General features: G+C 72.2%; 11 protein-coding genes. 3 read left to right on the plus strand and 8 right to left on the minus strand.

What is annotated here, in order from left to right; translation table 11 throughout:
* Window positions 1–51 precede the first annotated feature (51 nt).
* The 7 genes from ACFWNV_RS21280 to ACFWNV_RS21310 form a co-directional block, all read right to left on the minus strand.
* Window positions 52–2,409, minus strand: coding sequence for an arylsulfatase (locus ACFWNV_RS21280; protein WP_383949203.1), 2,358 nt, complete (start codon window positions 2,407–2,409; stop codon window positions 52–54).
* Entirely contained in the window at window positions 2,406–4,250 is a 1,845-nt protein-coding gene (locus ACFWNV_RS21285) for a dipeptide ABC transporter ATP-binding protein (RefSeq protein ID WP_383949286.1), read from the minus strand. The genes ACFWNV_RS21280 and ACFWNV_RS21285 overlap by 4 nt, the downstream gene beginning before the upstream one ends.
* A 104-nt stretch (window positions 4,251–4,354) precedes the next feature.
* The gene (locus ACFWNV_RS21290) at window positions 4,355–5,197 is read right to left on the minus strand and encodes an ABC transporter permease (protein WP_383949206.1); all 843 of its coding nucleotides are present in this window, start codon (window positions 5,195–5,197) and stop codon (window positions 4,355–4,357) included.
* A gap of 3 nt (window positions 5,198–5,200) precedes the next feature.
* Window positions 5,201–6,145, minus strand: a complete 945-nt coding sequence (locus ACFWNV_RS21295; protein ID WP_383949209.1) for an ABC transporter permease — start codon at window positions 6,143–6,145, stop codon at window positions 5,201–5,203.
* A gap of 4 nt (window positions 6,146–6,149) precedes the next feature.
* Entirely contained in the window at window positions 6,150–7,712 is a 1,563-nt protein-coding gene (locus ACFWNV_RS21300) for an ABC transporter substrate-binding protein (protein WP_383949212.1), read from the minus strand.
* Between the two features lie 293 nt (window positions 7,713–8,005).
* Window positions 8,006–8,104 (minus strand): putative leader peptide, encoded by a 99-nt coding sequence (locus ACFWNV_RS21305; RefSeq protein WP_383949215.1) that lies wholly within the window; start codon window positions 8,102–8,104, stop codon window positions 8,006–8,008.
* Between the two features lie 12 nt (window positions 8,105–8,116).
* Window positions 8,117–9,337 (minus strand): ROK family protein, encoded by a 1,221-nt coding sequence (locus tag ACFWNV_RS21310; protein WP_383949217.1) that lies wholly within the window; start codon window positions 9,335–9,337, stop codon window positions 8,117–8,119.
* 270 nt (window positions 9,338–9,607) lie between these two features.
* On the opposite strand from ACFWNV_RS21310, the gene ACFWNV_RS21315 reads away from it, so the two are divergent.
* Genes ACFWNV_RS21315 through mtnB form a run of 3 tightly spaced genes read left to right on the plus strand, consistent with a single transcriptional unit; the run spans window position 9,608 to window position 11,546 of the window.
* Complete coding sequence (locus ACFWNV_RS21315; RefSeq protein WP_383949219.1) at window positions 9,608–10,195, plus strand: acireductone dioxygenase; 588 nt, start codon at window positions 9,608–9,610, stop codon at window positions 10,193–10,195.
* Window positions 10,192–10,917, plus strand: a complete 726-nt coding sequence (gene mtnC / locus ACFWNV_RS21320; protein ID WP_383949222.1) for an acireductone synthase — start codon at window positions 10,192–10,194, stop codon at window positions 10,915–10,917. Before ACFWNV_RS21315 ends, mtnC begins: the two co-directional genes overlap by 4 nt.
* Window positions 10,914–11,546 (plus strand): methylthioribulose 1-phosphate dehydratase, encoded by a 633-nt coding sequence (gene mtnB, locus ACFWNV_RS21325; RefSeq protein WP_383949225.1) that lies wholly within the window; start codon window positions 10,914–10,916, stop codon window positions 11,544–11,546. The genes mtnC and mtnB overlap by 4 nt, the downstream gene beginning before the upstream one ends.
* A gap of 92 nt (window positions 11,547–11,638) precedes the next feature.
* Here mtnB and mtnA read toward each other — a convergent pair whose 3' ends face one another.
* Window positions 11,639–12,670 carry an S-methyl-5-thioribose-1-phosphate isomerase gene (gene mtnA, locus ACFWNV_RS21330; RefSeq protein ID WP_383949228.1) on the minus strand — a complete coding sequence of 344 codons (1,032 nt, stop codon included), beginning with the start codon at window positions 12,668–12,670 and terminating at the stop codon, window positions 11,639–11,641.
* Window positions 12,671–13,124: the final 454 nt, after the last annotated feature.

Consider the following 13,124-nt stretch of genomic DNA (forward strand, 5'->3'; position numbering starts at 1 on the left):
CCCGGTGTTCCCCGTACTGCCACCGGGCCCGCCGACCGCCACCCGCTCCGGCTACTCGAAGGCGGCGGCCGCCTCGCGCAGTGCGCGGGCCACGAGCGCCGGGTCGTAGGGCGCCTTTGTGCCGGGGGCGTAGGTCACCGACCGCAGGCGGCCCGTGTAGCGGAAGCTGCGGTGGCGCTCGTAGACCGGCCAGGAGACGGGGGACTTGCGGTCGACGCCCACGCTGATGCCTTGCAGCGGAGCCATGCCGATGAGCTGGTGCACGCTGTCCGACCGGCCTGTCTCCACGCCGTCGATCAGGATGCGGAACGTCCAGCGCAGGCCCTCCACGGCGTCCGCCGAGAGCGTGATCGTCCTGCGGCCCGCGGGCAGGGGGCCGGCGTCGGTCTCGTGCAGTTCTCCGTACTCGTTGTAGGCGAAGCGGAGCCGTCCGTCCTCCACGTACAGGCTGTAGCCGCCGCCCTGGTCCCCGTGGGAGACCAGCACGCCCTGGTCGCCGTCGGCGTGGTCGTCGAGGGCGACGGTGACGTCGAAGGAGCGGAAGGAGATGAGCCGGGAGGAGCGGTAGCGCTCCAGCTCGGGTGTGCCGGCCAGCAGTGTGACGGGGCGGTGGAACCGCTCCTCGGCGGGGTTGCGCCGGCCGAGCGCTCCGCTGCCGTCGACGAGGGGGAACACGCCGTTGCGCCAGGCGGCGGCTTCCCAGGCCGCCGCCAGCTCCTTCACCACGTCCGGGTGCTCCTCGGCGACGTCGTTGGTTTCCGTGGGGTCGGTGCGCAGGTCGTACAGCGCCCATTCGCCGTCGTCGTACGGTGCGCCGGGACGGTGGAGGGTGACCAGCTTCCAGCCGTCCCGGTAGTAACTGCGGTTCCCGGACATCTCGCAGTACTGCTCGGTGTGGGCGCTGGGCGTCAGCCCGTCGCGCAGGACGGCGGTGAAGCTGACGCCGTCGAGTTCCTGGACCGGCCGCGCGCGCCAGGACTCCGGGCGCCGTACGCCCGCCAGGTCCAGCAGGGTGGGGGTGATGTCCGTGACGTACTGGTACTGCCGGCGGACCCCGTCGTCGCCTTCGGCGCGGCGCAGGCCCTCGGGCCAGGAGAGGACGAACGGCACGCGTACTCCGCCCGCGTGGGTCTGGCCCTTGTAGAGCCGGAAGGGGGTGTTCGAGGCCATGCCCCAGCCGCGCGGATAGTGCACCAGGCTCTGCGGACCGCCGATGAGTTCGGTGTCGCGGTCCACGTCCTCGTTCCAGTCCTCCGGGACCGGTTCGTGGACGAAGCGGCTGAAGTAGCTGCGCGTGCCCTCGGCGCCGCCCTCGCCGGTTCCGCCGTTGTCGGAGGTGAAGACGATGATGGTGTTGTCGAGTTCGCCCAGTGCGCGCAGGGTGTCGGTGAGGCGTCCCAGGTTCTGGTCGATGTTGTCGACCATCGCCGCGTACACCTCCATGTAGCGGGCGTAGCGGCGCTGTTGCTCGGGCGTCAGCTCGTCCCAGGGGCCTACGTCGAAGCCCGCTTCGGAGTTGCGTTCCGGCAGGGTGGTGTCCTCGGGGAAGAGCCCTTCGGCGATCTGCCGGGCGAAGCGGGTTTCGCGCAGGCGGTCCCAGCCGCCGTCGTAGAGACCGCGCTTGCGCGCCATGTCGGCCGGTTTGGCCTGGAGCGGTCCGTGGACGGCGTTGTGCGCCAGGTAGAGGAAGAACGGCTTGTCGGGGTCGTGCGCACGGAGCGACTTCACCATCGAGATGGCCTGGTCGGTGATGTCGTCGGTGTAGTAGTAGTCGTCGGGCAGCTCGTCGATGTCCAGCGGGCTGTTGTCGCGGACCAGCTGGTGCGGGTGGAAGAGGCTGGTCAGGCCCTCCAGTACGCCGTAGTACTGGTCGAAGCCCTTCTGCAGCGGCCAGTTGCGCCGGTCGTCGGCGGCGTTGGACGCCGAGTCGCGGCTCAGGTGCCACTTCCCGACGGCGTACGTGGCGTAGCCCGCGTCGTGCAGGACCTGGGCCAGGGTCGGGACGTCCTCGCCGACCTCCATGCCGTAACCGGGGAACCCGGGGTCGAAGTTGGCGACCATCGAGTATCCGACGCGGTGCGGGTTGAGGCCCGTGAGCAGCGCGGCGCGGGCGGGGGAGCACAGGGGCATGGTGTGGTAGTTGGCCAGACGGAGGCCGCTCTCGGCCAGTCCGTCGAGTACGGGGGTGGGTACCTCCGAACCGAAGGGGCCGATGTCGCTGTAGCCCATGTCGTCGACGAGGACCACGACGACGTTCGGGGCCCGGCCCGCAGGCCTGCGGGGCGGCTGCCAGGAGGCCTCGGATTCGGCGAACGTGCGGCCGACCCGACCGGCGAAACCCTCGTAGGGGTCACGGCGGTTGGGGGTGGCGGAGGCGCGTGGGGTGGTGGGGGTGCTCGGGTTGGTCACGGATGGAGCTCCTTGGAAGGAGGGGCGGAGTACGGGGGAACGGCGGCGAGCAGGGTTCGGGTGTAGGGATGGACGGGGCGGGTGCAGACCTCGTCGGCGGGGCCGGTCTCGACCACCCGTCCGCGGTGCATCACCGCGATGCGATGGCTGATCTGCCGTACCACCGCGAGATCGTGGGCGATGAACAACAGGGCGAGCCCGAGGTCCCGTTGCAGGTCGGTGAGGAGATTGACGACCTGGGCCTGGATGGAGACGTCGAGGGCGGAGACGGGCTCGTCGCAGATGAGGACGGAGGGCTCGGGAGCCAGCGCGCGGGCGATGCCCACGCGTTGGCGCTGGCCGCCGGAGAACGCGCGCGGGTGGCGTCCGGCCACCTCCGGATCCAGCCCGACCTGACGCAGGAGCGAGGCCACCCGCTCGGCCCGCTGCGCGCGGTCGCCGAGACCGTGCGCGATCAGCGGTTCGGAGATGATCTGGCCCACCGTCATACGGGGGTTGAGCGAGGAGAAGGGGTCCTGGAAGACCATCTGCACCTCGCGGCGCAGCGCCTTGGCGGTCTCGGGGGAGGCCGCGGACAGCTCGCGCCCCCGGAACCGGATGCCGCCGGACGTAGGCTCGTACACCTGGACGAGGGTGCGGGCGAGCGTGGACTTGCCCGAGCCGGATTCGCCCACGATCCCCAGCGTCTCGCCGGGGTGCAGCACGAGGTCCACCCCGTCCAGGGCGACCAGGGGATCGCGCCGCCCGGCCCGCCCCCGGCCGGGGAAGGTCTTGCGCAGTCCGGTGACCTCCAGCAGCGGTGTGCCGGACGGGGACACGGATACGGGCGCGGATACGGCTGGCCGGTCCCCGGCGTCGGCCGGGGCGGCATTCCCGAGGGGCACGTCGGCCGGGCCGGGGATCCAGCAGGCGGCGCGGACACCGGCCGCGGCTGCGGTCAGCACGGGTGCCTGCTCACGGCAGCGGTCCTCGGGCAGCGTGCACCGCGGCGCGAACGCGCAGCCGCCGGTGGCGGCGGCCGGGTCGGGAGGGCTGCCGGGAATGCCCCGCAGCCGGGTGCCCGACGGGGACTCCAGTCGCGGGACCGCCGCCAGCAGCCCTGCCGTGTAGGGGTGTTGGGGGAGGGCGAGCACCCGCTCGGTGGGTCCGTCCTCGACGACCGTGCCGCCGTACAAGACCATCACCCGGCGGCACGCGCGGGCGACGACTCCGATGTCGTGCGTGATGAGGACGAGCGCGGTGCCGGTCTCCCGGTTGAGCCGTCCGAGCAGCTCCAGGATCTGGCCCTGGACCGTGGCGTCGAGCGCCGTGGTCGGTTCGTCGGCGATCAGGACGGCGGGTTCGTTGGCGAGCGCGAGGGCGATCATGACGCGTTGGCGCATGCCGCCGGAGAACTGGTGCGGGTGGTCGTCGATCCGCCGCTCGGGGGCGGGAATGCCGACGAGCTCCAGGAGTTCCACCGCACGCAGGCGGCGCGAGCGCCGGTCGCCGCGGCCGTGCGCGCGCATCGCCTCGTCCAGGTGCCGTCCGACGGAGAGCACCGGGTTGAGGGAGGCCATGGGGTCCTGGAAGATCATTCCGATCCGGTCGCCGCGCACGCGCCGCAGCGCCTCGTCGGGGGCCGTGGCGAGGTCCCGGCCGTCGAGCAGCACCGAGCCGGCCGTGACGCGCCCGGCGCCCGGGAGCATGCGCGTCAGGGCGAGGGCGAGCGTGGACTTGCCCGATCCGGACTCGCCCACGATGCCCAGGGTCTCCCCTGCGGCGAGGTCGAAATCGACGCCCCGGACGGCGTGCGCGGTCCGGCCGCCGCCGAGCGGGAACCCGACGTGCAGGCCGCGCACGCTCAGGACGGAACCGGCGGGCCCGTCGGCGTGCGTGCCGGTGCTCCCGTGGGTGCTGTCGGTGCCGGCGCTGCTGCCGGTGGTCGTGTGGGTCGCGGCGTGGGTCACTGTCGGATCCCCCGGTTCAGGGCTTCCGCGATGAGGGTGAAGCCGACGACGAGTGCGGTCACCGCGATCAGCGGCGCCACCGCAAAGGTGGGATGGGTGTTCACGTAGGCCGTGGACTGGCTGAGGATGCTGCCGAGCGAGGGTTCCGGCGGCCGGATCCCGACGCCGATGAAGCTCATGGCGCCCTCGATGAACACGGCGATCGACAGGGCCGTGGCGATCTGGACCACGACGGGATCGATCGCGTTGGGCAGGACGTGGCGGACCAGGACGCGCAGCCGCCCGGCGCCGCCGACCCGTGCGGCGACGGCGTACTCGCGCTCGCGCTCCACGAGGATCCCGCCGCGCATCAGCCGGCCGAAGGCGGGCAGCTCGGCCAGCGCGATGACGACCACGACGGGCAGCCGCCCCGGCCCCCAGATCGCGGTGATGGTCAGCGCGAGGATCAGCCCGGGGAAGGCCAGCACCAGGTCGAAGGCCCGCTGGACGGCGACGTCCGCGGCCCGGGAGGAGACGGAGAGCAGCGCGAGGGCGCATCCGGCCACGGCCGCGACGGGCACCGCGGTGAGGCCGATGACCAGGTCGGCGCGGATGCCGTGCAGCACCCGGCTGAACAGATCGCGCCCGAGGTCGTCCGTGCCGAACGGATGCCCCGGCGAGGGCCCGAGCAGTGCGTCACCGCTCTGGGCCAGGGGATCGGCGGAGGTGAGCAGCGGCGCCAGCAGCGAGGTCAGGGCGATGACGGACACCAGGGCGAGCCCGGTGATGCCGCGGGCGGTGAGCAGTCCGGCGAGGTAGCGGTTGCGGGCGCGGACGGGCAAGAACGGTGTGGTGGTCATGGGTCACTCCCACCTGATCCGGGGGTCGAGCCAGGCGTAGACGATGTCGGTGAGCAGCTGGACGGCGACGAACACCGCGACCAGCAGGAGGAGCAGGGCCTGCACCACGGGGTAGTCCCGGCGGACCACGCCCTGTTCGGCGAGCATCCCCAGCCCCGGCCAGGCGAAGATCGCTTCGACGAGCACCGCGCCGCCGAGCAACTGCCCCACCTGCATGCCGAGTACGGTGACCACGGACGGCAGGGCATTGGGCAGCGCGTGCCGCCATACGATGCGCCGCCGGGTGACGCCGACCGCGGTGGCGGTGCGTACGTAGTCCTCGGCCAGGGCGCGCTCCAGCCCGTCCTTGAGGTAGCGGCCGAGGACGGCGGCGCTCGGCAGGGCCAGGCACAGCGCGGGCAGCAGCAGGTACTGGAGACCGATGTCGGGGGCGTCGAGCACCGACTGGTATCCGCCGGCGGGCAGCAGGCGCAGGCCCACCGCGAACACCAGCACCAGCACGATCCCGGTGACGAACGGCGGCACGGCCAGCGCGGCGGTGGTCACCAGCTGCGCCGCGCCGCGCACCCCGCGGCTGCGCCCGGTCGCCCCGAGCAGCCCGAAGGCCAGGCCGAGCGCGATCACCAGGACCAGCGCGCCGGCGGTCAGCTCCACGGTCCGGCCCGCCCCCTGGCCGATGAGCTCGGAGACCTCGCCGCCGATGGCGTAGGAGGGACCCAGGTCCCCGCGCATGAGCTCGCCGATCCAGGTGACGTACTGGGCCAACAGGGGCCGGTCCAGGCCGAGTCGGTCCCGGATCGCCTCGATGGCCGCAGGTCCGGCGTCCGGCCCGGCCAGGGTGGTGGCGGGGTCGCCCGGGATGAGCCGCAGGATCACGAAGATGACGAACGAGGCGAGCGCCAGGACGAGCAGCGCGGAGGGGATCCTCTTCAGCAGGTAGGAGCGCACCGCGTCACGCCAGGTAGGCGTCGTCGAGGATGAGGTAGCCGAACTTGTTGAGATCCGCGCCGTGGACCCGGGCCGTGGAGACCTCCACCGAGGCCTCCACCGCGAGGTCGATGATGAAGGCCTCGTCGAGGAGCTGGTCGCTGATCCGCTGGTAGGCCTTGATCGCCTCGGGGCTGTCCCCGTCGCTGCGCACCCATGCCTCGCGCACCGTCTCCGTGTAGGCGGGCGAGCTGAACTGCGAGGTGTTCTTGGCCTCGTTGAAGGGATAGGCGCTGACGGCCAGGGTGGAGGGCTGGACCTGGGCGAACCCGTGTCCCATCGTCCAGAGCGCCGGCATCTGCTGGGCGATCAGCTTCTTCTGCATGGTCGCCGAGTCGTACGGCTGGAGCTCGGTGGTGATGCCGATCTGCTTCAGGTCGTACTGGATGATCTGGGCGATGGCCGTGACCCTCGGCACGGAGGCGTGGGCCAGCGGCAGGGACAGGGAATCGTGACCGGCCTCCTTCAGCAGGGCCCGCGCCTTGTCCGGATCGTGCGTGTAGCGGGTGGCGTTGGCATCGCTGTACGCCGGGGAGGACTTCGGCCAGGGGGCCGCGCTCGCCTGGCCGTAGCCGCCGAGGACCTGCGTGACGATGCGCTCGCGGTCGACGGCCCAACTCAACGCCTGGCGCACGCGCTTGTCGCCGGTGTACTGCTCCTTGACGTTCGCGCCGAGGTAGAGGGCTCCCGCGCCGGTGTCGTAGCCCTTGATCCGGAACTGCTTGTCGTCCTTGAGCTGGGCCACGTCCTGGCCCCGGACGTCGAAGGAGAGCTGGGACTGCGCGGTGCGCAGCGAGGACAGCAGCGAGTCGGGCTGCGGGATGATGCGTATCTCGACCTTGTCCAGGTAGGGCCGGCCGGGCTGCCAGTAGCGGTCGTTGCGGGCGAAGCTGAGCGAGGCGCCCGGGCTGCGGCCGGTGAAGGTGTAGGGCCCGGTGCCGATGAGGCTCTTGCCCGCGACGGCGTCCTCGACCGAGTCCTTGTCGGTGATGAACATGAACTCGAAGAGGTCGAACAGGTTGCTGACGGGATGGGCGAGGCCGAGCGTGATCTGGTGGTCGCCCTGCTTCTCGAAGGAGGTCACGGCGGCTGCCGTGGATCTCAACTGGGCGGCGCGCAGCGGGTTCTGGAGGTTCTTCACCGCGAAGATGACATCGTCCGCGGTGAACTTGCGGCCGTTGTGGAAGGTGACGTCGTCGCGGAGGGTGAAGGTGATGGCCTTGCCGTCCGGGGCCACCTGCCAGGAGGTGGCGAGCTCCGGCTGCGGCCGCAGATTGTCGTCGTAGCGGGTCAGGGTGTTGAACGCCAGGCGCGGGACCAGGGTCATCGCGCTCACCGCGAAGAGCAGGGCGGGAGTGAAGTCGACCCCGTGCGCGACCGTCAGGGTGCCTCCCCGGCGGGGGCTCGCCGAGCCGGCGGGTGCGGCGTCGTCGACCGCGGAACGGCAGGCGCCCAGCGTCATGAGGAGGGAGCCGGCGCCCAGGGCGCGCAGCAGCCCGCGGCGGGAGAGGTCGGGGAGCGTGGTCATGAGGGAACCGCCTTGGCGAGGAGAAAAACAAGAAGAGGGTTAATTGCGATCTGAGCGGAAGTAATTCACCGCAGGCGGGACCCGGTGCGGTCCCATCGGCGGATGCGCGCGGCGCTCCGGTCGGGAGCACTGGTCGCGTGTGCGGTACGGGGCCCTGGCGGCCGCGTCACACCCGGAGCTCCCGTCGGACGGGAACGCGGCCGGATGGGGCCAGGGGTCAGGCCAACGGTGAGGGCAAGGGTGGATCCGGTGCCGGTGCGAGAGCCGGGGCCCGGGTCAGGCTGACGCGGAAATCAGCGAGGACAGCCCGGCGACGGCACGGCACAGATCGCGCTGGCCTGTCGACAAAGGTCGACGTGCCTGCGGGAAACGAGCCGCGCGGTCGGGGTCATGCGCGCAGATTGTCAGACGCCCGATGATTGGTCAAACGCCACCGTACGGAGCGGATCGCCGTAGATGTGGGCCAGTACGGCCGTTCCGGCCGCGACGTCCAGAGCCCGCTCCCCGGTCCCCGGCGCGACGATCCGCTCCGGCTCCTCGCACAGGTGCGAGCGCTCGACCACCTCCGCGCGGATCACGTCGAGGTACCGCGGATGGGCCCCGGAGAAGGTCTCGTGGACCACCACCACATCGGGATTGACCAGGTCGGCCAGGAGCGCGACCGCCCGGCCGATCCGCCGTGCCCGGCGCCGCACCAGACGGTCGGCGCCCGGATGTCCCGCCGCCACGGCCGCACAGAGCAGGGCGCGGTCCGGTTCGGCGATGATGCCCTGCTCCACGGCCTCAGCGAACAGCACGGTGTCGGAGACGACGGCCTCGAAACAACCGGTCCGGCCGCACGGGCACTTCGCCCGGCTGCCCGGTACGGGCTGGTGCGCCAGGTCGCTGGTGGCCGCGCGCGGACCGAGGTGCACCCGGCCACCGCTGCCCAGAGCGGCGTCGACCACATGGCCCACGAAGATCGCCACGATGCTGTGCTGTGCGTCGGGATGGCCGAAGAGGATCTCCGACTGGGCCAGGGCCCGCGCGTGGTTGTCCACGTACACCGGCAGTCCGGTCGCCCGCTCCAGCGCATCGCGCAGCGGTACTCCGTACCAGCCGAGCGGTTCGTGCCGCACCGCGATCCCCTGCTCCGGATCCACCCGTCCCCCCAGCACCGCACCCAGGCCGACGATGGCGAGATCCCCCGTGTGCGCGGCGAGGAAGGCGGGCAGCCGGCCGGTCACGCGCCCCAGGATCCCGGTCGGGCCGAGCCCCCGGCTGCTCAGGTCCTCCCGGGCCAGGACGCGTCCGCGCAGGTCGATCAGCGACAGCGTCGCCCCCGGCACGCCGATGTGGACGCCGGCCACCGCGACCCGGCCGCAGTCGATGTCCACCGGCACCTGCGGGCGGCCCACCCCCGCCGCCGCGACCAGCTCGGGACGCTCCTTCACCAGCCCCAGCCGGGCCAGGTCGACCACCTGGCGGGAGACGGCCGCAGGGCTGAGCCCGGTCAGCGCCGCGATCCGGCTGCGCGCCACCGGACCGTGGTCGAGCACGGCCCGCAGCACCGCGGAGGTGTTCACCTCGCGCCGGCCGTCGCCACCGCGGAGCTGCTGATAGGGGCTGTTCGGCGCGGCGGGCATCTGCGGTTCCTTAGGTGCACGAGGAGGTCCGGCGGGGAGGTCGCGCGTGCGGGCCGCGCCGGGGAGCCGGGTGTCCCGGTGCTGATCGTAAACGGGTCGCGCTCCGGACCGCTCCGGACTGCTCCGGCCCGGTCCGGCCAGGTCGGAGGCAGTGCACCTGCCGCACCTGCCATGCAGCCGCCACATTGTGGCAACAACCGGAGGCGAGAATCGGCCCGGGGCCAGGGGCCCGCACCCCCGTCACCCCGCCCTTCCACCCTGGAGCATTCCGTGACGCTGCTGACGACCTGGCCCGAGAACGGCCCCGAGACCGTCGTACGCCGTACCGCCGACCCCGCCGAGATCGCCGCCGCACTGGCGCCGCTCGGCATCCGCTACGAACAGTGGCCGGTACGCGAGGACCTCGCGGCGGACGCCGGCAGCGAGGCCGTCTTCGCGGCCTACCGCGCCGAGATCGACCTGCTGACCGAGGAGGAGGGTTTCGCCACCGTCGACGTGGTGGCCCTGCACCCCGATGACGAGGACCCCGGATTCGCCGCGAAGGCGAAGGCCGCGCGGGAGAAGTTCCTCCAGGAACACACGCACGACGACGACGACGAGGTCCGCTTCTTCGTCGCGGGTTCCGGCATCTTCTACCTGCACCTGGCGGGTGAGGTCCACGCCGTGCTGTGCGAGCGGGGGGACCTCCTCGGCGTGCCGAAGGGGACCACGCACTGGTTCGACATGGGCACCCGGCCGGCCTTCACCGCGATCCGCTTCTTCCACGAGGAGGACGGCTGGATCGGCAGCTTCACCGGCAGCGGGATCGCGCAGCGCTTCCCCGACTTCGACACGATCACGGCGGGGGACGCGGCGTGAGCCGTGCCGTGGACGGCGTCGTACTGGACATCGAGGGGACGACGAGCTCCACCGGCTTCGTCGTCGACGTGCTCTACCCGTACGCCCGCGAACGGTTCACCGCCCTGATCGCCGAGCGGTCCGGGGAACCGGAGGTGGCCCGTGCGCTCGTCCAGGTGCGGGCGGAGCTGGGCGAGCCGGACGCGGACCCGGCACGGATCGTCGAGGCGCTGAACGCGTGGCTGGACGAGGACCGCAAGGCGACCCCGCTGAAAACCCTTCAGGGCCTGCTGTGGGCCGAGGGGTTCGCGCGCGGGGAGCTCGTCTCGCACTTCTACGCGGACGTGGTGCCCGCGCTGCGTCGCTGGCACGCGGCGGGCGCGGCCCTCTACGTGTACTCGTCCGGATCGGTCGCCGCCCAGCGGGCCTGGTTCGGGCACAGTGCGGAGGGAGACCTGCGGGCGCTGGTCAGCGGCTGGTACGACACGGAGAACGCGGGCCCCAAGCAGGAGCCCGGCTCCTTCCGCACGATCGCCGCGGACACCGGGATCTCCCCGGACCGGCTGCTGTTCCTCTCCGACCGTGCGGGCGAACTGGACGCCGCCCGGGCGGCGGGATGGCGGGTGGTGGGCGTACGGCGGCCGGGGGAGCCGTACTACGAGCAGGGCGTGCAGGACCATCCGGAGGCACGGACCTTCGAGGACATCGGCGAGGACATCAGCGGAGTGGAGAGCGGAGCATGAGCACGAGCGTGACGACGGAGACGGGCCTGGAACAGGCGGAGACGGGCCTGGAACAGGCGGGGACGGTACTGGCGGCGGAAGCGGCCCGCTTCGCCTCCTTCGGCTGGATGCGCGGTACCTCCGGCAACCTTTCGGCACTCCTGTCCCGCGAGCCGTTCCGGCTGGCGGTCACGGCGAGCGGCCACGACAAGGGCGAACTCTCCTCCGGAGACGTGGTGGTGGTCGACGAACGGGGTGCCGCGGTGAGCGGGGGCAGGCCCTCCGCCGAAGCGGAGCTGCACGCGCGCGTGGCCCTCCTGACGGGTGCGAACGCCGTCGTCCACGTGCACACGGTCGCCTCGGTGCTCATGGGGCGCAGGCAGCCGGGGGGCATCGTCCTGAAGGACCTGGAGATGCTCAAGGGACTCGGCCACCCCGCCGAGGGGGAGGAGGTCACCCTGCCCGTGATCGCCAACAGCCAGGACATGCGCGAGCTCGGCGACCGCCTGGAGGCCGCCCGCGACCCGCGGATGCCGGCCGTGGTCGTGGCGGGGCACGGGCTGTACGCGTGGGGCGACTCGCCCCGCCAGGCCCGCCACCACACCGAGATCGTCGAATGGCTGCTGGAACTGGAGTTGGCCACGGGCTGACAGCGCGCTCGCCGTCAGCCGTCCGCGCCGACCCGAAGGGCGCTCCCCGCGCGGGGAGCGCCCTCAAGGCCGTCCCTTCCCGAACGTGCCGGTCAGGACAGGTGATCCGCCGGGAGCTCGCCCGACGACACCTCCAGTACGCCGCGTTCGGTGACCAGCGCCGTCACCAGGCTGCCCGGAGTCACGTCGAAGGCCGGGTTGTGTCCGCGGGAGGCCGCCGGTGCGGTGCGGATGCCTCCCCACTCCAACACCTCGTCCTCACCGCGCAGTTCGATGGTGATCTCCGCGCCGCTCGCGGTCGCCAGGTCCACCGTCGTGGTGGGCGCCGCCACGATGAAGGGAATGCCCGCATGGGCGCACGCCAGGGCGATGCCGACCGTGCCCACCTTGTTCGCGGTGTCGCCGTTCCCGGCGATCCGGTCGGCGCCCACCACCGCGGCGTCCACCTCTCCCCGCAGGATGGTTCCGGCTGCCGCGCCGTCGGCCTGGACGTAGTGCGCGATGCCCTCCTCGGCCAGCTCCCAGGCGGTCAGCCGGGACCCCTGCAGGAGGGGCCGCGTCTCGTCGGCGTACACCGTCTCCAGCCGTCCCCGGGCGTGCAGTTCACGGATCACTCCGAGCGCCGTGCCCCAGCCGGCCGTGGCGAGCGCGCCGGTGTTGCAGTGCGTCAGGATGCGCAGCGGGCGGTCCTCGTCGAGCCGCTTCAGCAGCCAGTCCGCGCCGTGCGCGCCCAAGGCGTGGTTCGCCTCCACGTCCTCGCGCTGTACGGCGACGGCCTCTTCCAGGACCGCCGTCACGCCCTCGTCCAGCCGCGCCAGCACCCGGTCCACGGACACGGCCAGGTTGACCGCGGTCGGCCGGGCCTCCCGGATCCGGGCGATCTCGGCGCGTATCCGCGTACGGTCCCAGCCTTCGCGCTCGCCCTGGAGCAGGGCGATGGCCACGCCGTAGGCTCCGGCGGCGCCGATCGCCGGGGCCCCGCGCACCACGAGCCGCCGGATCGCGTCCACCAGGGCGTCCACATCGGCGACGCGCAGCACCTCCTTGCGGTGCGGCAGAGCGGTCTGGTCGATCAGTGCGAGGGCGTCTCCGACCCACTCGACGGCACGCAGTTCCCTGGTCATGGCTGTGCACTCCAAAGGCTTGGGGGAGGAAGGGGGGAGGGGTGCGCGTCACCGTACAGCAGCCGTGGGAACCACAGTTCGAGACGGCGGACCGGTCGTGCGCGGACCGGTGTTACTCTCCTGGCTTCAACGAACTGTTGCACGCCGGTGGTCCGAGGGGAGAGCGCACATGCTGTTGACGTTGCGCCGCTACCTCGACTACGGCCGGTGCGCCAGCGACGCCTGTCGCGGCTGAGCGCTCCTTCGCCCGACGTCCGACACCTGACGAGCCCCTTTCCCGACTCGTCTGATTTCACATCGATTTCATCGATGTCGCGCGCCGTTCACATCCGAGCGGCCGCCACCCGCCTCGCGCACCCCGTGCCGATGCACCCGTGTCCCCGTCTCCCCCCGCACTCCGTGCGCCCTGCTCCCGTTTCCGTACATCCGTAGCCCCCGTACATCCGTACCCCCG

Source organism: Streptomyces sp. NPDC058401, from assembly GCF_042722885.1.
In the GTDB taxonomy this organism is placed as follows: domain Bacteria; phylum Actinomycetota; class Actinomycetes; order Streptomycetales; family Streptomycetaceae; genus Streptomyces.

What these genes read in the sequence shown, in the direction of transcription:
- ACFWNV_RS21290 (WP_383949206.1), bottom strand. Translation starts at nt 5,197, where the DNA reads ATGACCACCACACCGTTCTTGCCCGTCCGCGCCCGCAACCGCTACCTC.
- ACFWNV_RS21300 (WP_383949212.1), bottom strand. Translation starts at nt 7,712, where the DNA reads ATGACCACGCTCCCCGACCTCTCCCGCCGCGGGCTGCTGCGCGCCCTG.
- ACFWNV_RS21305 (WP_383949215.1), bottom strand. Translation starts at nt 8,104, where the DNA reads ATGACCCCGACCGCGCGGCTCGTTTCCCGCAGGCACGTCGACCTTTGT.
- ACFWNV_RS21310 (WP_383949217.1), bottom strand. Translation starts at nt 9,337, where the DNA reads ATGCCCGCCGCGCCGAACAGCCCCTATCAGCAGCTCCGCGGTGGCGAC.
- mtnB (WP_383949225.1), top strand. Translation starts at nt 10,914, where the DNA reads ATGAGCACGAGCGTGACGACGGAGACGGGCCTGGAACAGGCGGAGACG.
- mtnA (WP_383949228.1), bottom strand. Translation starts at nt 12,670, where the DNA reads ATGACCAGGGAACTGCGTGCCGTCGAGTGGGTCGGAGACGCCCTCGCA.